Annotated in this window: 22 protein-coding genes; 15 read left to right on the top strand and 7 right to left on the bottom strand. The window is 62.5% G+C overall.

Features of this window, described 5'->3' with window-relative positions:
* The first annotated feature begins 49 nt into the window (after positions 1-49).
* The 11 genes from V8J83_RS17995 to V8J83_RS17945 all read left to right on the top strand — a co-directional run bounded on the left by V8J83_RS17995 (position 50) and on the right by V8J83_RS17945 (position 11,888).
* On the top strand, positions 50-1,258 hold the full coding sequence (locus tag V8J83_RS17995; RefSeq protein ID WP_339987875.1) for a carbohydrate ABC transporter permease: 1,209 nt from the start codon (positions 50-52) through the stop codon (positions 1,256-1,258).
* 5 nt (positions 1,259-1,263) lie between these two features.
* Positions 1,264-2,547: an MGH1-like glycoside hydrolase domain-containing protein gene (locus V8J83_RS17990; protein ID WP_339987874.1), complete on the top strand. Its 1,284-nt coding sequence runs from the start codon at positions 1,264-1,266 to the stop codon at positions 2,545-2,547.
* A gap of 2 nt (positions 2,548-2,549) precedes the next feature.
* The gene (locus V8J83_RS17985) at positions 2,550-3,572 is read left to right on the top strand and encodes an ABC transporter ATP-binding protein (RefSeq protein ID WP_339987873.1); all 1,023 of its coding nucleotides are present in this window, start codon (positions 2,550-2,552) and stop codon (positions 3,570-3,572) included.
* 80 nt (positions 3,573-3,652) lie between these two features.
* Positions 3,653-4,270 (top strand): hypothetical protein, encoded by a 618-nt coding sequence (locus V8J83_RS17980; protein WP_339987872.1) that lies wholly within the window; start codon positions 3,653-3,655, stop codon positions 4,268-4,270.
* A gap of 88 nt (positions 4,271-4,358) precedes the next feature.
* Positions 4,359-5,684: a histidinol dehydrogenase gene (gene hisD, locus V8J83_RS17975; RefSeq protein ID WP_339987871.1), complete on the top strand. Its 1,326-nt coding sequence runs from the start codon at positions 4,359-4,361 to the stop codon at positions 5,682-5,684.
* Positions 5,685-5,796: 112 nt separating this feature from the next.
* A complete protein-coding gene (locus V8J83_RS17970; protein WP_339987870.1) occupies positions 5,797-6,744 on the top strand; it encodes an ester cyclase in 948 nt (315 codons plus the stop codon).
* A gap of 89 nt (positions 6,745-6,833) precedes the next feature.
* The gene (locus V8J83_RS17965) at positions 6,834-7,589 is read left to right on the top strand and encodes an SDR family NAD(P)-dependent oxidoreductase (protein WP_339987869.1); all 756 of its coding nucleotides are present in this window, start codon (positions 6,834-6,836) and stop codon (positions 7,587-7,589) included.
* Positions 7,589-8,602 carry a LacI family DNA-binding transcriptional regulator gene (locus V8J83_RS17960; protein ID WP_339987868.1) on the top strand — a complete coding sequence of 338 codons (1,014 nt, stop codon included), beginning with the start codon at positions 7,589-7,591 and terminating at the stop codon, positions 8,600-8,602. Before V8J83_RS17965 ends, V8J83_RS17960 begins: the two co-directional genes overlap by 1 nt.
* 6 nt (positions 8,603-8,608) lie before the next feature.
* Complete coding sequence (locus V8J83_RS17955; protein ID WP_339987867.1) at positions 8,609-9,592, top strand: nuclear transport factor 2 family protein; 984 nt, start codon at positions 8,609-8,611, stop codon at positions 9,590-9,592.
* Positions 9,593-9,693: 101 nt separating this feature from the next.
* Positions 9,694-10,737: a hypothetical protein gene (locus V8J83_RS17950; protein ID WP_339987866.1), complete on the top strand. Its 1,044-nt coding sequence runs from the start codon at positions 9,694-9,696 to the stop codon at positions 10,735-10,737.
* Between the two features lie 23 nt (positions 10,738-10,760).
* Complete coding sequence (locus V8J83_RS17945; RefSeq protein WP_339987865.1) at positions 10,761-11,888, top strand: cobalamin-independent methionine synthase II family protein; 1,128 nt, start codon at positions 10,761-10,763, stop codon at positions 11,886-11,888.
* 63 nt (positions 11,889-11,951) lie between these two features.
* Here the strand turns inward: V8J83_RS17945 and V8J83_RS17940 are convergent, their stop codons facing one another.
* Positions 11,952-12,524: a DUF6151 family protein gene (locus tag V8J83_RS17940; protein WP_500796469.1), complete on the bottom strand. Its 573-nt coding sequence runs from the start codon at positions 12,522-12,524 to the stop codon at positions 11,952-11,954.
* Positions 12,521-13,786, bottom strand: coding sequence for a polyhydroxyalkanoate depolymerase (gene phaZ, locus V8J83_RS17935; RefSeq protein ID WP_339987863.1), 1,266 nt, complete (start codon positions 13,784-13,786; stop codon positions 12,521-12,523). The genes V8J83_RS17940 and phaZ overlap by 4 nt, the downstream gene beginning before the upstream one ends.
* A 77-nt stretch (positions 13,787-13,863) precedes the next feature.
* On the opposite strand from phaZ, the gene V8J83_RS17930 reads away from it, so the two are divergent.
* The 4 genes from V8J83_RS17930 to V8J83_RS17915 all read left to right on the top strand — a co-directional run bounded on the left by V8J83_RS17930 (position 13,864) and on the right by V8J83_RS17915 (position 17,355).
* Entirely contained in the window at positions 13,864-15,723 is a 1,860-nt protein-coding gene (locus tag V8J83_RS17930; protein ID WP_439649801.1) for a PHA/PHB synthase family protein, read from the top strand.
* 148 nt (positions 15,724-15,871) lie between these two features.
* Positions 15,872-16,324: a Phasin gene (locus V8J83_RS17925; RefSeq protein WP_339988033.1), complete on the top strand. Its 453-nt coding sequence runs from the start codon at positions 15,872-15,874 to the stop codon at positions 16,322-16,324.
* Between the two features lie 220 nt (positions 16,325-16,544).
* Entirely contained in the window at positions 16,545-17,096 is a 552-nt protein-coding gene (gene phaR, locus V8J83_RS17920; protein ID WP_339987861.1) for a polyhydroxyalkanoate synthesis repressor PhaR, read from the top strand.
* A 13-nt stretch (positions 17,097-17,109) separates the two neighbouring features.
* Positions 17,110-17,355, top strand: coding sequence for a hypothetical protein (locus V8J83_RS17915; RefSeq protein WP_339987860.1), 246 nt, complete (start codon positions 17,110-17,112; stop codon positions 17,353-17,355).
* Positions 17,356-17,365: 10 nt separating this feature from the next.
* On the opposite strand, the gene V8J83_RS17910 is transcribed toward V8J83_RS17915, so the two are convergent.
* From V8J83_RS17910 to V8J83_RS17890, 5 genes are all read right to left on the bottom strand, one after another.
* Positions 17,366-18,733, bottom strand: coding sequence for an aminotransferase (locus V8J83_RS17910; RefSeq protein ID WP_339987859.1), 1,368 nt, complete (start codon positions 18,731-18,733; stop codon positions 17,366-17,368).
* A 46-nt stretch (positions 18,734-18,779) separates the two neighbouring features.
* A complete protein-coding gene (locus V8J83_RS17905) occupies positions 18,780-19,679 on the bottom strand; it encodes an aminotransferase class IV (RefSeq protein WP_339987858.1) in 900 nt (299 codons plus the stop codon).
* A gap of 87 nt (positions 19,680-19,766) precedes the next feature.
* Positions 19,767-20,975, bottom strand: a complete 1,209-nt coding sequence (locus V8J83_RS17900) for a DegT/DnrJ/EryC1/StrS family aminotransferase (RefSeq protein ID WP_339987857.1) — start codon at positions 20,973-20,975, stop codon at positions 19,767-19,769.
* 105 nt (positions 20,976-21,080) lie between these two features.
* Entirely contained in the window at positions 21,081-22,376 is a 1,296-nt protein-coding gene (locus tag V8J83_RS17895; protein ID WP_339987856.1) for an NAD(P)/FAD-dependent oxidoreductase, read from the bottom strand.
* Positions 22,373-22,696, bottom strand: a complete 324-nt coding sequence (locus V8J83_RS17890; RefSeq protein ID WP_339987855.1) for a hypothetical protein — start codon at positions 22,694-22,696, stop codon at positions 22,373-22,375. The genes V8J83_RS17895 and V8J83_RS17890 overlap by 4 nt, the downstream gene beginning before the upstream one ends.
* Positions 22,697-22,749 lie beyond the last annotated feature (53 nt).

Below are 22,749 nucleotides of genomic sequence, written 5' to 3'. Positions count from 1 at the left end.
CGCCCCCCGAGAGTATTTTCGAAACAAGGAAGACATGGGAGGCGCGGGCATGATCCGGCAGGGATATGTGACCGGCCCGGTGTTGGGCGTGCTGTGGGCCTTTGTCGTGGCGACCACGGTGGCGGTGGTGTTGAGCTTTTCGACGGGCGCAGCGTTTCGGCCGGGGTTGTTCGGGTGTGTGGTGTTGGGGGCGGGCATGGGGGCTGCGGCGTTGTTTGTGCGCTCGGGCTGGATCCTGTCGGCGGGCGGCGCGGCGTTGGCGTTGGGGTTGAGTTACACGGGATTGTCGCCGGTGCATGTCGGGGCGGATCTGGGATTTGGGGCGCATCTGGCGATGGCGCTGGCGTTCGGCGGGGCGCTGGGGATGTCGATGGCGATGATCCTGCGCGGGGCGCCCTTGGGCGAGATGACCCGCCATGAATGGGAGGAGGCGGTGATCCGGTTCTTGACCGGGTTCGGGTTCATTTTCTTCACGGCGGCGGTGTTCATTCCGTTCTACGTCATGGTGATGACGTCGATGAAGACGCAGGGCGCGTTGATCGCCAATCCGTTGGATTATTCCATCGACCTGAGCCGGGGGTCGGATTTGTTCCGCAGCTACCGCGAGCTGTTTCAGGATTTCAATTTCGGGCGGTACATGTGGACGAGTTTCTACATCTCGGTGATCACGGTTTTGGTGACGCTTTTGTTCAGCGTGCCGGGGGCCTATGCGGTGGCGCGGTTGCGGTTCAGGGGGCAGGCGTCATTGAGCCGGTCGATCCTGCTGATTTACATGGTGCCGATGATCGTGCTGGCGTTGCCGATCTATATCGTTTTCTCGCAAACCGGCCTGCGCAACACCATCGTGGGGATCGTGATGATCTATCCGGTCACGACGATCCCCGTGGCGCTTTACATGTTGCAGGGATATTTCCGCGGCTTGCCTGCGGAGGTCGAAGAGGCGGGGCTTATGGACGGGCTCAACCGGTTGCAGGTGATCTGGAAGATCACCCTGCCGCTGAGCCTGCCGGCGATGGTGTCGGTGAGCCTTTATGTGTTCATGATCGCGTGGAACGAGTTTCTGCTGGCGTTCATGCTGCTGGATGATCCGCAGATCTTTACCCTGACGCGGGGGATTGCCTCGCTCAATTCCTCGGAAGTGCCGCGACAGCATTTGATGGCCGGCGCGGTGATCGCGACGGTGCCGGTGATGGTGCTGTTCCTGGGGTTGGAGAAATTCATGACCAGGGGCCTGACGGCGGGCAGTGTCAAAGGATGAAAGACATGGATGGTATAGACCCCGGGTCGCTGGATGAAGAGGCGCGACGGATCCTGCGGTTGAACGACAAGGGCGGGTACACGGTGCCGACGGCGGGGCTTTATCCGTACCAGTGGAACTGGGACAGCGCGTTTGCAGCGCTTGGATTTGCGACGTTCGATGTGGACCGGGCCTGGGCGGAGTTGGAGACCTTGTTTGCCGGGCAGTGGGACAACGGCATGGTGCCCCATATCCTGTTCCATGCGGTCGATGACGGGTACTTTCCCGGCCCCGATGTCTGGGGCACGCAAGGCGCCGTGGGGCGCGGGGCGCAGGGTTTGCCATCGTCGGGGATCAGCCAGCCGCCGGTTGCGGCGGCGCTGGCGTGGACGGTGTTCGAGATGGACAGGGAGGCGGGGGCCGCAAGGTTGGCCGCGCTGTTCCCCAAGCTTGTGGCGTTCCACCGCTGGATGATGGCGGCGCGGGCGGAAAGCGGGGCGGTGTGCATCACCCATCCGTGGGAAGCGGGCCGGGACAACGCGCCCGATTGGGACGAGGCGATGGCGGGCATCGACCCGGTCGGCGTGGCCCCCTACACGCGGCGCGATACGGGCCATGTGGATGCCAAGATGCGGCCCACCCAGGCCGATTACGACCGCTATATCTGGTTGGTGCAATTCGGGCGGGATCGCGATTGGGACGACGCGAAAATCGCCGCCGAAAGCCCGTTTCGCGTGGCCGATCCGACGATGACCTTCACGTGCCTGCGGTCGCTGCGCGATCTGGCGCGGATGGCCGACATATTGGGCGCGGACCGTGCGGAGATCGACGGGTGGATCGGCGTGCTGGAAGAGGGTGTGCGGAGCCTGTGGAACCCTGCAACGCAAAGCTATGAGGGGCGCAACCTGCGCACGGGCCAGTTCGCGGGCTCGGTCAGCAATGCGGGGTTCTTGTGTTGGTGGGCGGGTGTGGGCGATGCGGCAGTGCGCGGCACGCTCGATACCGTGCTGGACCGCTGCCGCTATGCGCTGCCGAGCTATGATCCGGCGGGCCCGGAGTTCGATCATCTGCGCTATTGGCGCGGGCCGGTCTGGGCGATCATGAATTACATGGCGGCCAAGGGCATGGCCGAGGCGGGGCTGGAGACACAGGCCGAGCGCATCCGCCGCGACACCGCGCGCCTGATCGCGGAGCGCGGATTTGCGGAGTATTTTTCGCCGATCGACGGCACGCCTGCGGGCGGGGGGACGTTTACGTGGACGGCAGCGGTTTGGCTCGCCTGGGCCTCACCCTCGGTGAAGGGAGCATAATCATGGGTGCGATCGAGCTTAGGGCCGTCGAGAAATGGTACGGCGATGTTCAGGTCATCAAGGGCGTCGATCTGATCGTGGAAGATGGCGAGTTCGTCATCTTTGTGGGGCCGTCGGGCTGCGGGAAGTCCACGCTTTTGCGGATGATCGCGGGGCTGGAAGAGACCTCGCGGGGCCAGGTGATGATCGACGGGCGCGATGCCACCGCCGAGCCGCCAAGCAAGCGTGGGCTGGCGATGGTGTTCCAGAGCTATGCGCTTTACCCGCATATGTCGGTGGCCGAGAACATGGGTTTTTCCCTGAAGACTGCCGGTGCGTCGAAGGCCGAGCAGCACGAAAAGGTGGCCGAGGCCGCGCGCGCCCTGCGGTTGGAGGACTATCTGGAGCGGCGGCCCAAGGATTTGTCGGGCGGGCAGCGCCAGCGTGTGGCGATTGGTCGGTCGATTGTGCGCGACCCGACGGCGTTTTTGTTCGATGAGCCATTGTCGAACCTCGACGCCGCGCTGCGGGTCGAGATGCGGTACGAAATCGCCAAGCTGCACCAGCAATTGCAGGCGTCCATGGTCTATGTGACCCACGATCAGGTGGAGGCGATGACACTGGCTGACCGGATCGTGGTCTTGTCAGCGGGCCGGATCGAGCAGGTGGGCTCGCCCAAAACGCTCTATGATCATCCCGACAACCTGTTCGTGGCGCAGTTCATTGGCTCGCCCAAGATGAACGTGATCGAATTGCCGTGTGAGGGGCTGCGTCTTGAGGGCGCGCCGGGCGGGGCGGCCCATCTGGGCGTGCGACCCGAGGCGATTGGATTGGGCGCGCCGGGGGAGGGGGCGCTGGACGGAACGGTCGATGTGGCGGAATACCTTGGCGCGGATATCTTCCTGATCGTGGATTGCGGGGCGGCGGGGAAGCTGACCGTGCGGACGGATGGCGAAAGCGCGCTGCGGTCGGGGGATGGCGTTGGGTTGGTGTTCCCGGGGGAGAAACGGCATTTCTTCGGCGCTGATGGCTTGGCGATCCGGTAAACTGGCGCGCCCGATTGCTTGACGCTTCCCCGTCGTGTGCCCTCGGTGTTGTGGAGTGGAACAGTTGAGGAGCGCGCATCATGTCATTGGACGAGCTGACGCACGACTTGGTCGCCCTTTGGTCGGTCAAGGAGAGGGGCAAGGATCCCCACGCCCGGGTGAAGACGGTCCTTGATGGTTGCACGATCCGCGCGACGACACGTTGGGATCACTCCGCTTTGGTGATGGAGACGCGACTGCCGCTCGACATGATTGCGGGACCGGAAGATTGGTACGCCGATACCCGCACCTACACGTTGGAAGGTACCGAAATTCTGGTGTTTCCCCTGCGCCCCACGGTTGTGGCCGAGATCGACGCACAGATGGCGGAGTTTGACGCCCTGCGCAGAGCCGCGATGGAGCGGTTGCGCGGCACTCATCCCAAGGAAGTTGCCAAGGCAGAACGATATGGCGGCGGGATCGATTTTCAGGGGGGCCATATCAACGATTGGGCGGCCCTGATCCAGCCGATCTGGGAGCGCTTTCAGGAGCGGGAGCTGGGGCGGTTCATGTCGGTGTTCTCGGGCCTGACGCGCGTGGGGACGGGCATTTGCGATGTGCGCCCCAATGTGCCGGTCATATGCTACGGGCCGGTCACGGATCGAGCGGAGTATGCCCGGATTTTCGGTGGGATACAGGTGATCCTTTGCCCGGTATGAGCGCAGATTGCATTCGTATGCATGTTTTTCTTGAAGCCGCCACGGACCGCTGTATCTTTGCGCCAGCCGAGATTTGGGGAGAGTCGAGATGGTCGAATATCTGAAGCGTGGGAAACCTGCTGATGAGCGGGCGGAGGATGACGCGAAGGTGCGCGGCACCGTGGAGGGCATTCTCGGCGATATCGAGGCGCGCGGCGATGCGGCGGTCAAGGATTTGTCCGCAAAGTTCGACGGCTACGCGCCGGAGGCCTTTCGCCTGAGCCCGTCCGAGATCGAAGCGGCCATGCAGCAGGTCACGACGCGTGAGATGGAGGACATCCGGTTTGCGCAGGTCCAGATCCGCCACTTTGCCGAGGCGCAACGCGCGTCGATGAAAGATATCGAGGTGGAGACGATCCCGGGCGTGATCCTTGGGCACAAGAACATCCCCGTCAATTCCGTGGGGTGCTACGTGCCGGGTGGCAAGTTCCCGATGGTGGCAAGCGCGCATATGTCGGTGTTGACGGCGAAGGTGGCGGGTGTGAAACGCATCGTGGCGTCGGCCCCGCCGGTGAACGGCAAACCGCACCCCGCGATTGTGGCTGCGATGCATGAGGGCGGTGCGGACGAGATTTTGGTGTTGGGCGGCGTTCAGGCGGTGGGCGCCATGGCCATCGGGACCGAGAGCATCAAGCCGGTGGATATGTTGGTGGGGCCGGGCAACGCGTTTGTGGCCGAGGCCAAGCGGCAATTGTTCGGGCGTGTGGGCATCGATTTGTTCGCCGGGCCGACGGAGACCTGCGTGATCGCGGACGAGACCGTGGACGGCGAGATGTGTGCCACGGATTTGTTGGGGCAGGCCGAGCATGGGTATAATTCGCCGGCGGTTTTGATCACCAATTCGCGCAAGCTGGCCGAGGACACGATGGCGGAGATCGACCGGATTCTGGGTATCTTGCCCACCGCCGAGACCGCGCGGGTGTCTTGGGAGGAGTATGGCGAGATCATTCTGTGTGACAGTTATGACGAGATGCTGGCGGTGTCCGAGGACATCGCGTCGGAGCATATTCAGGTGATGACGGATCGCGATGATTGGTTTCTGGAGCACATGACGAATTACGGCGCGTTGTTCCTTGGGCCGCGCACGAACGTGGCCAATGGCGACAAGGTGATCGGGACGAACCATACCTTGCCGACGAAGAAGGCGGGCCGGTACACCGGTGGTCTTTGGGTTGGGAAGTTCATCAAAACCCACTCCTATCAAAGGGTTGTGACCGACGAGGCGGCGACGCTTGTGGGAGAATACGGCTCGCGGTTGTGCATGTTGGAGGGGTTCGTGGGCCATGCCGAGCAATGCAATGTGCGGGTGCGCCGGTATGGGGGTCTGAATGTGCCCTATGGTGAAGGCGCGCCATATCGGGACGCGGCGGAGTAGCGACGGGGGAGACGCTTGTGCGGCCATGGCCGCACGTCGCCCCTCCCGCCGTCCCGCAGGGGGGCGCCGCCCCCGTCCTTCGGACTCCCCCGAGGTATTTGGAAAAGCAAAGATGAATGAAGCGGATCAGGCCAAGTCGTTGTTGCGAGGCGCGCGCGGGAATGGGCGTTTCGAAGATCTGGCGGGGCGGGATGTGCCGATCCATCTGGCGCATCCGTTCGAGACGATGGATCTGGCGGGATATCACGCGGTGCTTGACGATCTGGGCCGCGCCTTTCCCGATCTGGAGCGCCGTGTGACCATCGAGATCTCCGGGCGCGACGGGCAGGGGCAGCTTTGGGTCGGGCAAGGTGGATATTGGTGCGGCCTGTTTGCTGTGCCGTTTCTCGACATTCCGCCGACGCGGCGCATGGCGGTGATGCGGTTCCACGATTTCTTTCGCGTCGAGCATGGCGCGGTGGTGGAGATGCAATCGCTGTGGGATCTGCCCGAGTTGATGATGCAGGCCGGGGTCTGGCCGCTATCGCCATCGTTGGGGCGCGAATTCCATGTGCCGGGTCCGGCGACGCAGGATGGTCTGCGGGTGTCGGGCGATGGGGCGGAGGCGCTGGGCGTGGTTGATGACATGCTGGCGGGTCTGGGCAATGACCCTGCCGGCACGCCGCGCGCGACCATGGCGCGGTTTTGGCACGAGCACATGTCTTGGTACGGGCCATCGGGCATCGGGACGGCGCGGGGGATCGACGGGTTTCGCAAGCACCATCAGGCGCCGTTTCTGGGCGGGATGCCGGACCGTTCGGCGCGGATGGACGAGGGGCATTTGTTTGCCGAAGGGGGCTATGTCGGGTTCACGGCTTGGCCGGGGATGGATGTAACCCTGACGGGTGGAACGTGGCTTGGACTCCCCGGCGCGGGACAGAGGCTGGAGATGCGAAGCCTGGATTTCTGGCGTGTTGAAGCCGGAAAGATTGCCGAAAACTGGGTTCTTGTTGATCTGCTTCATGTCTATCATCAGTTGGGTGTGGATGTGTTGGCGCGGATGCGGGAGCTTGTAAATTGATTGTGAATACTTTCGATACTCACAGGTTTATCCACAGAAATAGGCGGAAAAATTGATGATTTGCGACTTTGGCAGAAAGAAATCCTGACATGACATTGCCCCGAACACCGTCCTTCTCGCTGGATGGAAAGCGCGCTTTTGTACCGGGAGGGTCGCGTGGGATCGGGTTGGGCTGCGCCGTGGCGCTGGCCGAGGTGGGCGCGCATGTAACGCTGGCCGCGCGCAACGCAGAGCAGGTGGAGGCCGCCGCGCAATCGCTGCGCGATGCCGGGTTTCGCGCCGATGGCATCACGCTCGACGTGACTGATCTTGCGGCGACGGAGGCAGCGATAGCCGGGATTGGGCCGCTCGATATTCTGTGCAATTCGGCGGGCCTTGCGCGGCATTCCCCCGCGCTCGACACCCGCCCCGACGACTTCGACGCGGTCACGAACATCAACATCCGCGCGGCGTATTTCATGGCGCAATACGCGGCGCGCGGGATGGAGAACGGCGGCTCGATCATCCAGATCTCAAGCCAGATGGGCCATGTCGGCGGGCAGGATCGCGCGGTTTATTGCGGGACGAAACACGCGGTTGAGGGCATGACCAAGAGCATGGCCATCGAATGGGGGCCGCGCAATATCCGCGTGAACACGATCTGCCCGACCTTCGTGCGCACCGAATTGACCGCGCCCACCTTCGCGGACCCCGAAAAGCGTGCGTGGATCGAGGGCAAGATCAAGCTGCCCCGTGTGGCCGAGGTCGAAGACCTGATGGGTGCGGTCGTGTTCCTTGCGGGCGATGCCAGCGCGATGGTCACGGGCGCGTCGATCCTGGTCGATGGCGGTTGGACGGCGGGCTGATGGTGGACCGCAAGATCACCTCGGTCGATGTGGCCAAGCGGGCGGGTGTCAGTCAATCGGCGGTCAGCCGGGTGTTCACGCCGGGCGCGTCGGTGTCAAAAAAGATGGCGGATCGGGTGCGCAAGGCGGCGGATGATCTGGGCTATCGGCCCAACGTTTTGGCGCGGTCCCTGATCACGGGGCGGTCGCGGATCATTGGCCTTGTCGTTGCCTATCTCGACAATCCGTTCTACCCCGATGCGTTGGAAAAGCTGAGCGCGGCGTTGCAGGCACAGGGGTATCATATCCTTGTTTTCCTTGCGGGAAACAACGACGGGGATGTGGAGAGTGTGATTGATGATCTGATGGATTATCAGGTCGATGGGATCATCACGGCGTCGATCAACCTCAGCGGTGAGTTGACCGACCGCTGCCGGGCGGCGGGCATTCCGGTGATGTTGTTCAACCGCGGGATCGCGGGATCGGGTTTGAGCGCCGTGACCTCGGCCAACCGGCTTGGCGGCGCGAAGGTGGCGGCGCATCTGCTTGGCACGGGACACACGCGGATCGCGCATGTTTCGGGCTGGCTTGGGGCGTCGACCGGGCGGGATCGGCGCGATGGATTTGTCGCGACGCTGGAGGCCGCCGGGCAGCGTCTGCATGCGGAATTTGACGCGCGGTTTGATCGCGATGGGGCCGCCGAAGCCGCGCGGTCAATGATGCTCGATCCCACACCGCCGGATGCCATTTTCGTCGGCAACGATCATATGGCGCTTGGCGTCCTTGATATGTTGCGTTTCGAGATGGGATTGGACGTGCCGGGCGACGTCAGCATCATCGGCTATGATGATGTGCCGATGGCGTCGTGGCCGGCCTATGACCTCACCACGCTTCGCCAACCCGTGAACCGAATGGTCGAGGCAACTGTGTCGACATTGCTTGACGAAATCCAACACGGCCGCCCGCCCGGCACCGTGACCGAAATTCAGGGGGAGCTGATATTGCGCGGCTCGGCCCGCCTCAGCAAAGGATAGCAGCCCATGAAAGGCTTTGACCCCAAGTTCCGCGATTTCCCCGATTACATCATCGGTATCACCAAGGAAATCTGGGAAGATCGCGGGATTGCGACCCTGCATGCGTATTATTCCGACGATATCGTGGTGCGCTCGCCCGCGTCGATTGTGGTTGGCAATCAGGGGGTTATTGCCGCGACCATGGCGACGCTGGCGGAGTTTCCGGATCGGGTATTGTTGGGCGAGGATGTGATTTGGTCCGGTACACCCGACGACGGGATGTTGTCGTCGCATCGCATCATCAGTCAGGCGACCCATGGCGGCGATGGTGTTTACGGCCCGGCCAGCGGCGCGAGGTTGCAGTATCGGATCCTGGCCGATTGTCATGCGAAGACTAACACGATCGACGATGAATGGCTGATCCGGGACCAGACCGCGATCGTGAAGCAATTGGGGTGGGAGCCGAAAGCGTACGCCGCCGATCTGATCGCGCGGGAAGGCGGGCCGGGGGCGTGCGTGCGCCCGCTGACGCCGGAAAATGACATGGAAGGCCCGTACAAGGGGCGCGGCAATGACAACGCCTGGGGCGGGCGGCTGGCCGAGGTGCTGACGCGGATCATGGGTGCGGATATGGCTGCGATTCCAGAGGTTTATGATAGGGCTTGCCACCTTGAATACCCGGGCCACGTCACCGCCCATGGCACCGATGCGGCGGACAAATTCTGGATGGGGCTGCGGGCGAGTTTCCCCAATGCGGTGTTCAGCATCGACCACCAGATCGGCATGGAGGACGCCAACATGCCCCCGCGTGCAGCGATCCGGTGGAGCCTTTGGGGCAAACATGATGGATGGGGCATGTTCGGAGCACCGACCGGCGCGATGGTCTATGTGCTTGGCTGCACGCACGCGGAATTCGGGCAGTTGGGCGGCGCGGAGCCGCAATTGCGCCGGGAATACACGCTGTTTGATGAAACGTCGGTGTGGAAGCAGATCCTGTTGGCGGAGGCCTGAGGCGCGCGATTTCCACGCCGGGCCTCGACGCAGGGGCAGATGGGTGGAATACAAGGGACAGTGGCGGGCACGAACCCGTTGGCCATGGGGGGGTATGTGGCATGCGCGGGATAGTGTTGGCGATCGGTCTGAGTGTTTTTGGCGCGCCTTGCGTCGCCCAGACCTGGACGGCGAACAGCTTTGACACCGGTGCGTTGATCCATGGCGGGGCCATTGCACCGGACGGTACATTCGCCCTGTCGTGCACCGCGCCGTCGCCGCAGGGCCGCCCCCTGATCGAGACGGGGGATCATGAATCGCTGCGCACCGACACGCCCTATGGGCTTGCCGTAAGCTTTTCGGTCGATTTGATCGACCCCTTCGTGGTGGACCCCGATCTGCCCGCGGCGCAGATGATCCTTGATGGGCGGGCCTACGCGCTGCCCGCGATGCAATATTCCGATTTCTACGGGGCGTGGACCGGGTTGACCAGCATCGAGATCCCCGGAATTCTTGAGCTTTTTCAGGCGACTGAACTCATCCTCGTGCCGGGCCATGGGCCTTCGATCCCGTTCACGGTTGCGGGTCTGTCGGCGGCGATGGACACGGGGCTTGGCCCTTGCGTCGAGCGCTGGTTTGATCTTGGCAACCCGCTTCCGCCGCGCTTGCAGGCCTATGTCGCAACCGGCGTGGCCCCCGATCAGCCGACCCCGACGCCAGTGCCGCTTGCACAGGCTCCGGCGCCTGATCTGCCCGCCGGTCTGTCACCTGCACAGCAATTCGAAATCCCCGATGTGGCGCCGCAGGCCGCGTTCGATCACGTTGCCAGCCAATGCCTTGGTGCCTTTGACGTGGCGCCAGATGCGATCCAGGCCGCAGACCTCGATGGCGACGGCGTTGCGGATTATATCCTGAATTATAGTGGACTGACCTGCGGAGACGGCACGCGGGGGGCGGGGCGCTGTGGGGCTGCGAATTGTTCTATCGAGATTTTCGTCTCCACCCGGAGCTATGCCGACCCGTTCCACGTTCTGGGCACAGATCTGGTGCCGGTCGTCGATGCGCAGGGTCGGACGGGCATGCTATTGTACGCAACGCAATCCGTGTGCGCGGGGGGCATGTGTGACACGCCATTCGTCTGGACCGGGTCCGGATTCGCCCAATAAAAACAACAGGGGACACTTACACCATGATCAAGACTACGCACACCGGCTCTCTTCCGCGCACGCAGGAGGTGGTTGATTTCATCTTTGCCCGCGAAAAAGGCGCGCCGTTTGATCAGGCGGAGTTTGATGCCGCGATGACGGCTGCGGTGGATGAGACGGTCGCCCAACAGGTCGCGGCCGGTGTCGATGTCGTCAGCGATGGGGAAACGTCAAAGATCAGCTACGCGACCTACGTCAAGGACCGCTACACCGGGTTTTCCGGGGACAGCCCGCGCAATGCGCCGGCGGATCTGAAGATGTTTCCGACGTTTCTTCAGCGGCTGGCCAATGATGGGGGCACGCCAACATATGCCCGGCCGATGTGTACCGGCGAGGTGCGGTCCAAGGGGCAGGGAGAGTTGCAGAAAGACATCGACAACCTGAAGGCCGCGATTGCGAAACATGATGCCGCGGAAGGCTTCATGAATGCCGCGTCGCCGGGGGTGATTTCGCTGTTCCTGCAAAACGATTTCTATCCGACGCGCGACGCTTATCTCGCCGCGCTGGCCGATGCGATGGCCGAGGAATATCGCACCATCGTCGATGCGGGGCTGCTGTTGCAGCTTGATTGCCCGGACCTCGCCCTGTCGCGGCATATGCTGTTTGCCGAGCTGTCGGATGCGGAATTCGTCAAGATCGCAGCGTCCCATGTCGAGGCGCTGAACCATGCGCTGAGCGGTATCGACCCGGCGCGGGTGCGGGTGCACATCTGCTGGGGCAATTACGAGGGGCCACATGTCTGCGACATCCCGATGGACACGGTGTTTTCGACCTTCATGTCAGTGAATGCGAACCAGCTTTTGTTCGAGACATCGAACCCCCGCCATGCCCATGAATGGACCGTTTTCCGTGACCGAGCGGGTGAGATCCCGGACGACAAAATCCTCGTGCCCGGCGTGGTCGACACGACGACGAATTTCGTTGAGCACCCTGAATTGGTCGCCGAACGCCTGGACAAGTTCACCGGCATTGTCGGCGCGGACCGGGTGATTGCCGGGAGCGATTGCGGGTTCGGTACATTCGCGGGTTACGGGGCGATTGACCCTGCGATTGCCTATGCCAAGCTTGGAGCATTGGCAGAGGGCGTCAAACTGTCAAACGCGCGTTTGTGAAAGAGTTTGGCCGTGAAACGGTGGATAAACCTGTGAGTACGGTTCAAATTTGAAAGCCGTGCCTCACAGTGCTCTGTAAATCTCGGCCTTGCGCCCTTTGTCCAGAAGCACCGGGACCACCACGGGCTTGCCGGTCTCCGCGTCAAAGAACGGTGTCTTTTTCCGATCTCCGTTCAGCAATGCGGCCCCGGCATTGGCAAACAGGGCGCGCACCACGCGGCCCATCCGCTTGTGCGTCACGCGACCGTCGGGGCCGGTGATGTTGACCTGGGCACGGACGCGACCAAGGGCGCTTTGATCCTCGATCATTTCGGCGAGGACACCGGCGAAGGGCAGGGCCAGCTTTGACGGGGTTGTCGCAACCGGGCTGCCGCAACATGCCGCGTAAAACCGCAACGGCCCGCGCGGCGACAAGCGCAGCGCGGCGAGGTGTTCAGCGCCTTGCGTGACCTCCATCCCGGCGGGTGCGATCTGCACGATATGCACGCCGTTGGTTGCGCCCGGATCATCGCGCCCGACCGCCACCTGGAACGCGCGACAATCGCGACAATGGCATGTCAGGTGGGTGCCGGACTTCAGCGTCTTCTCCGTCAATGTGCCGCGCAGGGCCCCACATTGACAGCGCAGCGAAATCACACGGCTTTCTCGGACAGCGGCACCACATTCGACTTGGCGTTGGCGTCAATGAACTCCAGCACCAGAGGCCGGATGTTATTGCGCCAGCTCTTGCCAGCGAAGATACCGTAATGGCCGGCTTCGGGTTCGATGTAGTTGGCTTTCTTCCCGTCCGGCAGACCCGTGCAAAGATCCAGCGCCGCGATGCATTGGCCGGGCGCGGAGATGTCATCCTTGCCGCCTTCGACCGTTTTCACGGCAACCGTGGTGATCTTGCCGATGTCGACCTGCTTGCCATCGACCACGAAGGTGTTCTGCGCAATTTCGCGGTTCTTGAAGATCCGCTCGACCGTCGACAGGTAGAATTCGGCGGTCATGTCCATCACGGCGAGGTATTCATCGTAGAACGTGTTGTGCTTGTCGTGATCGCTGGCTTCGCCTTTGGAGACGCGCACGATCTGATCGGAGAAGGCCTTGGCATGCTTTTCGGAGTTCATCGCCATGAAAGACGAAAGCTGCTGCAGGCCCGGATAGACCATGCGGCCCGCGCCGGGGTGTTTGAAGCCCACGCGTTGCAGAACGAACTTCTCCAGCTGGCCCATCGTGACGCGACGGCCGAAATCGGTCACGTCGGTCGCGGCGGCGTCGGGGTCGATTGGCCCGCCGATCAGGGTCAGGGTGCGCGGCTGTGCCTTTGGGTTTTCTTCGGCCAAGTACGCCGTTGCGGCCAGCGCGAGGGGCGCGGGCTGACACACTGCGATCACATTGGTGTCGGGGCCCATTTCAAGCATGAAATCAACGAGGTATTTGGTGTAATCCTCGATATCGAATTTGCCTTCGCTGACCGGAATATCGCGCGCATTGTGCCAATCGGTGATGTAGACATCGCAATCGGGCAAGAGCGAGATCACCGTTTTGCGCAGAAGCGTGGCGTAGTGGCCGGACATCGGCGCAACAAGAAGGACCTTGCGCCCGGTGGGTTCACGGCCCTGCACCTCGAAGCGGATCAGGTCGCCAAACGGGCGGGTCATCACGTTTTCGATCGTGACGACATGGTCACGGCCGTCTTCGCCGGGCACGGAGTCGATGTGCCAATCGGGCTTGGCCACCATGCGCGCAAAGCTGCGTTCGGTCACCTCGCCCCAGGCGGCTGTCATCTGGATCAGAGGGTTCGCGACCAGGCCGAGTGACGGGTACGAACACATGGCGCGTGCGGATGCGCCCATCCACTGGTTCGTGACACGCATCGATTCAATCAGGTCGTAAGTCAGCATATACCGCATGAGCAACTCCAAGCGCCGAGACCCGGACAACCCGGATCATTTCGTCGCGTGGACCCCCTCACCGTGGTCCCGCTATTATGCAGATGCAGCATTTGGGACGGGAAATCAAGGTGGCACACGAAAAGAAGGATAACGATGTAGACCAGGAGGTTACATCGGACGAAGGCGAGCATCTGGCGCGATTGAATGCGAATCTTGCCAAGGTGGAAGAGCTTTCCAAACGCCTTGTCGCCGCCATGGGGCAACGCGGATCGTCCGACGCGGGCCTGCAGGGGCCGGGTCAGGAACTCTACCTTAAGGCGGGCATGGCCTATTGGGCCGAAATGGTGTCGAACCCGAGCAAGATCCTCGAACAGCAGGCCCAGTATTGGGGCCAGGCGATGACCCATTTCATGGAAATGCAAGACGCGCTGGCCGCGGGCAAGATGCCGCTTTTGCCCGACGATGACCTGCCGTCCGACAAGCGCTTTGCCAATCCGCTCTGGCGCACGCATCCCTATTTCAACTTTGTGCGACACCAATATGTGATGGGGTCCGAGGCGATCCGGCAGGCTGTTGCGGACCTTGAGGGGTTAGAGCCCAAGGACAAGCAGCGCGTAGATTTCTTCGCGAGCCAGGTGATCGAGCTTTTCTCGCCCACCAATTATTTCGCAACCAACCCCGATGCCCTTGAAAAGGCTGTGGAGACCGAGGGCGAGTCGTTGGTCCATGGGCTTGAAAACCTGGTCCGCGATATGGAGGCGCATCACGGTGAAATCCTGCCGACCCTGGCCGACCCGGATGCGTTCGAAGTGGGCGGCAATATCGGCACGACAGAAGGATCGGTGGTCTACCGCAATCGAATGATGGAGCTGATCCAATATGCGCCCAAGACCGAGAAGGTTCACAAGACGCCGTTGATCATCTTCCCGCCGTGGATCAACAAGTTCTATATTCTGGACCTCAAGCCACAGAATTCATTGATCAACTGGATCGTTGAACAGGGCTACACTCTGTTTGTGGTGAGCTGGAAGAACCCCGATGCCTCTTATGCGGATGTGGGGATAGAGGATTACGTCAACGAAGGTTACCTGACCGCCATTGATGAGGTGAAGGCCATCACCGGCGAGAAACAGGTCAACACGATCGGCTATTGCATCGCGGGCACGACACTCAACATGACGCTGGCCCTGATGAAGCGGCGTGGCGACAAATCGATCAAATCCGCCACCTTCTTCACGACGCTGACCGATTTCTCGGAGCAGGGCGAATTCACCCCGTTCCTTCAGGATGATTTCGTCGACGCGATCGAACGGCAGGTGGATCAGGACGGCATCCTCGACAGTTATTTCATGTCGCGGACGTTTTCGTTCCTGCGCTCAAAGGACCTGATCTACGGCCCCGCCGTGCGCAATTACATGATGGGGGAGGCCCCGCCGGCCTTCGATCTGCTCTATTGGAATGGCGATAGCACGAACCTTCCCGGCAAGATGGCCAAGCAATATTTGCGCGGCCTGTGTCAGGGAGACGCTCTGGCCTCGGGCACGTTCGAATTGATGGGCGAAACCCTCGACCTCAAGGATGTAACGGTTCCGGTCTGCGCGATTGCGTGCGAGACCGACCATATCGCGGCCTGGACGGACAGCTTCCGCGGCGTGACCAAAATGGGCGCCAAGGACAAGACGTTCATCTTGTCGGAATCGGGCCATATCGCGGGCATCGTGAACCCGCCATCCAAGAAGAAATATGGCCACTACACGAATCCGGAGGTTTCGGGCGCGTCGAAGGATTGGCTGACGGCGGCCACGTATAACGAAGGCTCGTGGTGGCCGCGCTGGCAGGATTGGCTGGCCAAACGCTCGGGCGCCAAGGTTAACGCCCGCATCCCCGGCGCGGATGGACGCGAGATACTGGCCCCGGCACCGGGCACCTACGTGAAAGAAGGCAAAGCCGCCTGATTTTACTGGATTCTTTCTTATGCTGCAGCGCAGAAAAAGCCTTGACATTCTGCACTGCAGCATGCATATCTGTTCGCACACGCAGCAATCGCCCGCCCCGGGCAAACCTAATGCCCACCGTGGGCAGAAACGATTGGAGATTTTTGAGATGGCAAAAGCAGCCGCAACCCCCGACTTCACCAAATACATGACCGAAATGATGGCATCGTTCCCGATGGACATGTCCGCCTACAGCGACGCGTTCAAGTCGCAGGCCGCCTCGGCTGAAAAGATGACAAAAGTGGCGCTCGACGCCGCCGAGAAGTCGACCGAGATTTCGTCGAAGTGGACCAAAGACACCATCGCGAAGATGGGCGATGTGGCCGCCGTCAAGGACGAGCCCTCCGACTACACCAAGTCGATGACCGACTTCGCATCCGCTCAGGCTGAAATGGCCGCTGAGACCATGGCTGCCTTCGCTGAGGTCGCCAAGAAGGTTCAGATGGAAACCGTCGAGCTGATGATGGCCGCTGGCAAGGAAGCCACTGAAGAAGCAACTGCCGCCGTCAAGAAGGCAACCGCCGAAGTGACGACCGCGGCCAAGAAAGCAGGCGCAAAGTAATCGCACGCTTTAACGACTGAGGGTGTGTTCGGGTCCTCCCACCGGATCACACCTTGCAGAAAGGCGGGTTCGCGTAGCGCGGCCCGCCTTTTCGTTTGGGGTCGCGTCGCAATCTTGCATAAGAATGCTGTAAAAACGTTGATTGATTTATCTCGCACCGGCAGCGTAGGCTCAATGAAATGCTGCGCTGCAACGTGCATGCGAGGGGAGGGCGTCATCCATGGCCGATACAGAACACCTGCTGATCAAACGCTACGCCTCTCGCAGGCTTTATAACACCGAAACCTCCGACTACGTGACGCTGGAAGATATCGCAGGTTTCATCCGTGCGGGCCGCGAAGTTAAGATCGTTGACCTGAAGTCTGGGGACGACCTTACACGGCAGTATCTCCTTCAAATCATTGCCGAACATGAAAGCCGCGGCGAAAGCGTCCTGCCGATTGGGGTGCTGACCGATCTGGTGCGCAGCTACACCAGCCAGGCGCAATCGGTGGTGCCCGATTTCCTTGCCGCCAGCTTTGAGATGCTACAGCAGGGCCAGTCCAAGATGATGGACAATATGGCTGCGATAAACCCGATGGCTTCCATGCCCGGGTTCGAGGCGATGCGCGTGCAGCAAGAGGCCTTTTTCAAGGCGATGACCGGGGGCATCGCGCCCGGGGCAGGGGGGGATGGCGCGCCGGCTGCACCCGCCGAGGCAGCGCCGGCCGAAGACCTTGACGACATCAAGCGCCAACTCGCCGATCTTCAATCCAAGCTCAGCAAGATGTAGGGCGCCGCACCCGATGATCGGCCGAGGGGCTCTTTATTGGAGCGCAGTCTGGCTGGTCTGTTTTCTGGGTGTTCAGCTGTTTTACTGGGTCGTCTTTTCCGCCGTATCGCTTGGGTACCTGCTGGGCTGGACCGATGGCGGGTGGGACGCGCCGTTGCCGATTGCCTTGAGCCGCGCCATGTTCGCTGTGCCCGCCCTTGTCGCGACAATCGTCACTGCATTGCATTGGCGCGATTGGATGGCGCGCGATACGCCGTAGCGAAGACCGCTCACGCCACCTCTGCAAAGACCTGCTTCAACGACGCGTCGAGTTTTTCACACATCTCATCCATCTGCCCATCGGTCAGCGTGAAGGCGGGGCACAGCACCACGGATTGTCCCAACGGGCGGCAGATCAGGCCGTGATCGGTGCAGGTGTTGGCGATCCGTTCCGAGATGCTCAGATCCGCCTCGAACGGCACCTTTCCATCGCGATCGCGCACCGCCTCCAGCGCCCACATGTAACCGATGCCGCGCAGCTCGCCGATGTTGGGATGTTGCGCTACTTGGCGCAGCCCTGCTTCCATTCGGCCCGCGCCGGCCTGCACCTGCTCCAGCAGCCCTTCTTCGAGAACCACGTCGATGGCCTTCAGCGCCACCGCGCAGCCCACCGGGTGGCCCGACGCCGTGAACCCGTGGGGAAATTCCTCGACCGGGTCGATGGCGGCCTGCAACCGATCCGTCATCTCGGGCCCCAACATCACCGCGCCCATCGGGAAATACCCTGCCGTCAGTGCCTTGGACGAGATGATGACATCGGGTACGAACCCATAGGTGTCGCAGCCCCAAACCGCGCCGGTGCGCCCGAAGCCACAGATCACTTCGTCACTGATCAGCGGGATGTTGTGGCGACGCAGCACGGCCTGAATGGCCTGGAAATACCCCTCCGGCGGTGGGATCACACCGCCCGCGCCGAGGACCGGTTCGGCGAAGAAGCCCGCGATGGTTTCTGGTCCTTCGCGCGTGATGGTGGCGTCGAGCTCTGCTGCGAGCCGGGCGGTGAACTCCGCCTCTGTTTCGCCGTCGCGACCTTCCCGCCAATAATGGGGGCACGTGAGGTGAACGAACCCGTCCATCGGCAAGCCGAACAATGCGTTGTATGGCTTGGCCGTCATCGAAGCGGAGACCGCCGTCACCCCGTGATAGGCATTGCCCCGCGTCAGGATCTTGCGCCGCCCCGGCGTGCCCTCGGCCCGCGCCATGAACCAAAGCATCTTGACCATCGTGTCGTTCGCCTCGGAGCCTGAGTTGGTGTAGAACACCTTCCCGCGATCCCATGGCGAGACCTCGATCAACCGCTCGGACAGGGCCACCGTTTGGTCCGACATCCGGCCAAAGAACGCGTGGTAGCCGGGAAAGCGGTCATATTGGGCCTTGGCGGCCTCGATCAGGCCGGGATGATTGAACCCTGCGACCATGTTCCAAAGCCCCGAATTGCTGTCGAGGTAGCGTTTGCCGTTGGTGTCGAAGACGTACGGTCCGTCGCCATGGGTCAAAACGACCGTGCCGCGATCGCGGATCGAGGGCAGATCGGTGAAGCCGTAGAGCGAATGCGCCTCGGCGCGGGCTTCCCAGGAGTTCGGGGCGTGGCTGGTCATGGGGGGTCTCCTTCTGCTGCCACGCTACGCGCGCGCGCGGTGCCCCTCAATATGTGATTTCGGTGCGATGGGCGGGCCGTTCGATCCAGTCGAAATACCGCCGCCTGAAGTCCAGCGCGATGGGCCCCGCAGCACCGTTGGAAAAGTGCCGCTCGTCGACCTGCGCGACCGGGATCACCCCACCGCCCGAAGACGACAGAAACACTTCGTCTGCCTCAAGGAATTCCGCCAGCGGCAGGGGGCGGGTTTCGGGAACAAGACCGGCCTCTTCCGCCATCTCCAGAACGGTTCGTCGACTGATCCCGTGCAAGACGCCGTGCCCGGACGTGACCACCCGGTCGCCGAAGACGGCAAAGACGTTGAAGCCCGGCCCCTCGGTCACGTTGCCGTCGTGGTCAAGCAGCAGGACCGTCTCAAAGCCGTTGTCCTTGGCCTCGAACAGGCCACCGGTGAAATCGCCCCAATGGTAATTCTTGACGGTTGGATCGACGCTGTCTTCGGGGATGCGCCGGATGCGCTTGGCCACCCAGACCGACGTGCCTGTCAGGGCGGCCTCGGGTTTCACGATATGCACGTAAGGTGCGCACCAGGCGTAGAAATGGTTGTCACAGTCCCGCGGGTCGCGCGATCCGGGAACGGGGTTTCGCCCCCGCGCGGCCACCATGGCGACGTAGCTGTCGCGCAGCCCGCTGCGCGCGACCATTTCGGTCAGGGCGGATTTCACACCGTCGGCGTCGCGCCCGATGTCGAAGCGAAGCGCCGCGGCGGACGCCATGAACCGCGCCACGTAATCGTCAAGGCGAAAGAAGCCACCTTTCCAGACCGGCACCACATCATAGGCGATGTCGGAATGGGTCACGCCCCAATCGGTGACGGGTAAGGCGGCCTCGGCAATGGGAACGACGCGGCCCTGCCAATGGGCCGCCCCTTTGGAGAGATCATTCATGGGCGTCAGAGTGCCCATGGGCAAGGCCGCGCGCAACAGGTCTTTGCAAGCCCCGGTGGCCGCGTTGGGGCGCGAACTGGGGCCGCGTTACGCGGCGGCCCTGGCCTTTGCCTCGTGCGCGGCCGCGATGAGGGCATCGGCGATGTAATCAAGGTCTGGCGTCTGCAATCGGGCAGGCAATCGCACGTCGCAGGCGCGCATCAACATGGCGCGGGTCCGGGGCAGGTCGGGCAGATCGCCGGGAATGAATTGCCAGTTCCAGAAGGCGCGCGCGTTGTCGGTGCTCAGGCCAAAGACCTGCACCTTCACGCCGCGTGCGGCGGCGGCTTCGGCAAAGGTCCGGACCTGTGCGTCGCTGTCGAAGTCGTGCAGGTTGAACTGGATCGAATCCGGGGCGCGGTCTTCCTGCGGCAGTGCGTCGGGCACCCGGAGCCAGGGCGAGGTGTTCAGGCGGTCCGCCACGTAATCGTGGTTCGCCCGTCCATCACGGACCCGGCGCGCCACTTCGGGCAATTGCGGGCGGATCACGGCGGCGGACAGGTTCTGCATCCGCAAATTGTAGAGCGGCAGCTTGTTTTGCCAGCGGGTGAACGCCGACGTCAGATCGGCATCTTCGCCGTGCTTTTTCCAATTGTGCTCATAGGCGCCCGACATGATCACGGCGCGCGCCACAAGGTCGGCGTCATCGGTCACCATGATCCCGCCTTCGCCCGCGTTCACCAGTTTGTAGGATTGGAAGCTGAAGCAGCCGACGCGCCCGATGGTGCCGATCTTGCGCCCGGACCAAGTGGTCCCAAGCGAATGGGCGGCATCCTCGATCACCGGCACGCCGGCCGCATCGCAAGCCGCCATGACCGCGTCCATATCCGAAGTGTGGCCGCGCATGTGGCTGATGATGACGGTGTCGACATCGGGCAGTTTCGCGCGGAAATCGTCGACATCGATGCGGTAGTTTTCGCCAACCTCGCAGAGCACCGGTTGCATCCCTGCATGTACGATCGACGATGGCACGGCCGCGAAGGTGAAGGCCGGGATCATGACCTTGGCGCCTTTCGGAAGGCCAAGCGCTTCGAGCGACAGGAACAGCGCCGCCGAACACGACGACACCGCCAGCGCATAGCGTGTGCCCATCAGATCAGCGAATTCGCGTTCCAGAAGGGCCACCGGAGCATCGGCAGGCGCAGTGTAGCGGAACAGATCGCCCGAGAGCAGCAGGCGGTCGATTTCGGCGCGCGCGGCGGCGGGGATTGGTTCTGCGTCGTAGACGTTGGGGGCAGGCACATGATCAAGGGACATAGTTTCACCTTTTTGAAATGTGTAATTTTGAAATTCTTATAATGCGCGATGGGCGCACGGATAAAGCGCATTGCGCGTGATGGGCCTGCGAAAAGCGAAAATCTGCTAGAAACCGATGCGATCGCGCAACGCAAACCACGTCATGGCCAGCGTCAGGATCGGCGCACGAAGAATGGTGCCGCCGGGAAAGGCGGGGATGTTGAGCGCCTCGAACGTCGTAAGGCCATCGTCCTGACCCAAGACCGCTTCGGCCATCACGCGCCCGGCCATACCCGAGAGCGCCACGCCCTGCCCGGAAAAGCCCGCGCCCGACACGATGTTTGGCGAAACCCGCGCAACATGGGGCAGGCGCGACGGTGTGATGCCAAGCGAGCCGCCCCAGACATGGTCGATCCGCACGCCCTGAAGCTGCGGGAAAAGCCCCTCCATCCGCGCGATCAGGGCGGTCTGGATGTCTTTGGGAAAGCCGATGGAATAGCTCTCCCGTCCCCCGAAAAGGAAGCGTTTGTCGGGGTCGAACCGGTAGTAATTCACCACGAATTTGCTATCGGCGACGGCGATGTCGCGGGCCAGGATATCCTGCCAGCGCTCGGGCAGGGGCTCGGTCGCGGCGATGAAGGAATTGATCGGCATGACCTTGCGGTTCACCGCCGGAAGGATATCGGGCAGGTAGCCGTTTCCGGCGACGATCACATGGCCTGCCTCGACCTGCCCGCGCGGCGTGCGCAGGTGAACACGCGCGCCGTCGGTCACGCTTTCCACCTCGGTCCGCTCAAAGATCACGGCCCCTGCGGCCTCGGCGGCGCGGCCCAAGGCCATCGCATAGGCCAGCGGTTGCACATGCCCGCCGGAGGGGTCGAGCGTGCCGCCACAATAACGCGGCGATTTCACCAGATCCGCAAAGGCTGCCTGATCCAGCACGTCGATCTCAAGCCCGTAGGTGCGGGCCATGTAATCGGCCTCCATCCGCGCCTCGGCCAGATGCAGCTTGTCATATTCGCCATGCGCGATCCCGGATTTGAGCGCGGTTTCGGGATGGTCGGCGCAGAAGTTGCGCAGTTGCGTCTTCGCGGCCTCGGCCAGATCCCACAGGGCCCGCGCGCGCGTGTCGCCCAATTTCGCTTCTAGCGTGGATTGCGAGGCGTTGAAGCCGGAATGGATTTGTCCGCCGTTGCGCCCCGACGCCCCGAACCCCACGCGGTGTGCCTCAAGCACGACGACATCGCGGCCCGCCTCGGCCAGGGTTTTCGCGGCCCAAAGCCCGGTGAAACCCGCGCCGATCACGGCCACGTCGACCTTGACCCGGCCGGTCAGGGGGGCGCGGTCCACCGGCGTCATCCCGGCGGCATAGGACGACGGCGCGTGCTGGCCCGGTTTGTCGTTGCGATACAGCGGGTTCATGGGAAAGGGCGTTGTTCGGGTGGCAAATCGCGCAGGTACGGCGGGCGCGGGGCCGGGCAGTCGATTACAACGCGGTCGCCTTCGCGCAGGGCGCGCAAGGTGTCCGATGTGAAGCAGCCGGCTTCCAGAAAATCGGCCATGGTACGTGGCGGAGGCGCGGCCTCGGCGGCCTCGATGCTGGTGGCTTCGGCCTCTTCCATCAACGCGGCGCGTTCGGCCAGCGGGCCATCCCACAACCAAGCGGCCAGCGCGAAGCCGGTCGCCGCGATCAGGCCGGTTTCGACCCACCAATCCTTTGTTCCGGGTACGTGTCTGGACATGGACCTCACATAGGCAAGTCGGACGTCGTGGGCAATCCGGCGGTCGACCCGTC

It is taken from the genome of Gymnodinialimonas ulvae, from assembly GCF_037543845.1.
Classification (GTDB): Bacteria; Pseudomonadota; Alphaproteobacteria; order Rhodobacterales; family Rhodobacteraceae; genus Gymnodinialimonas; species Gymnodinialimonas ulvae.
The sequence above is the reverse complement of the archived record's forward strand: the minus strand, read 5'-3'. Positions and strand labels throughout refer to the sequence as shown.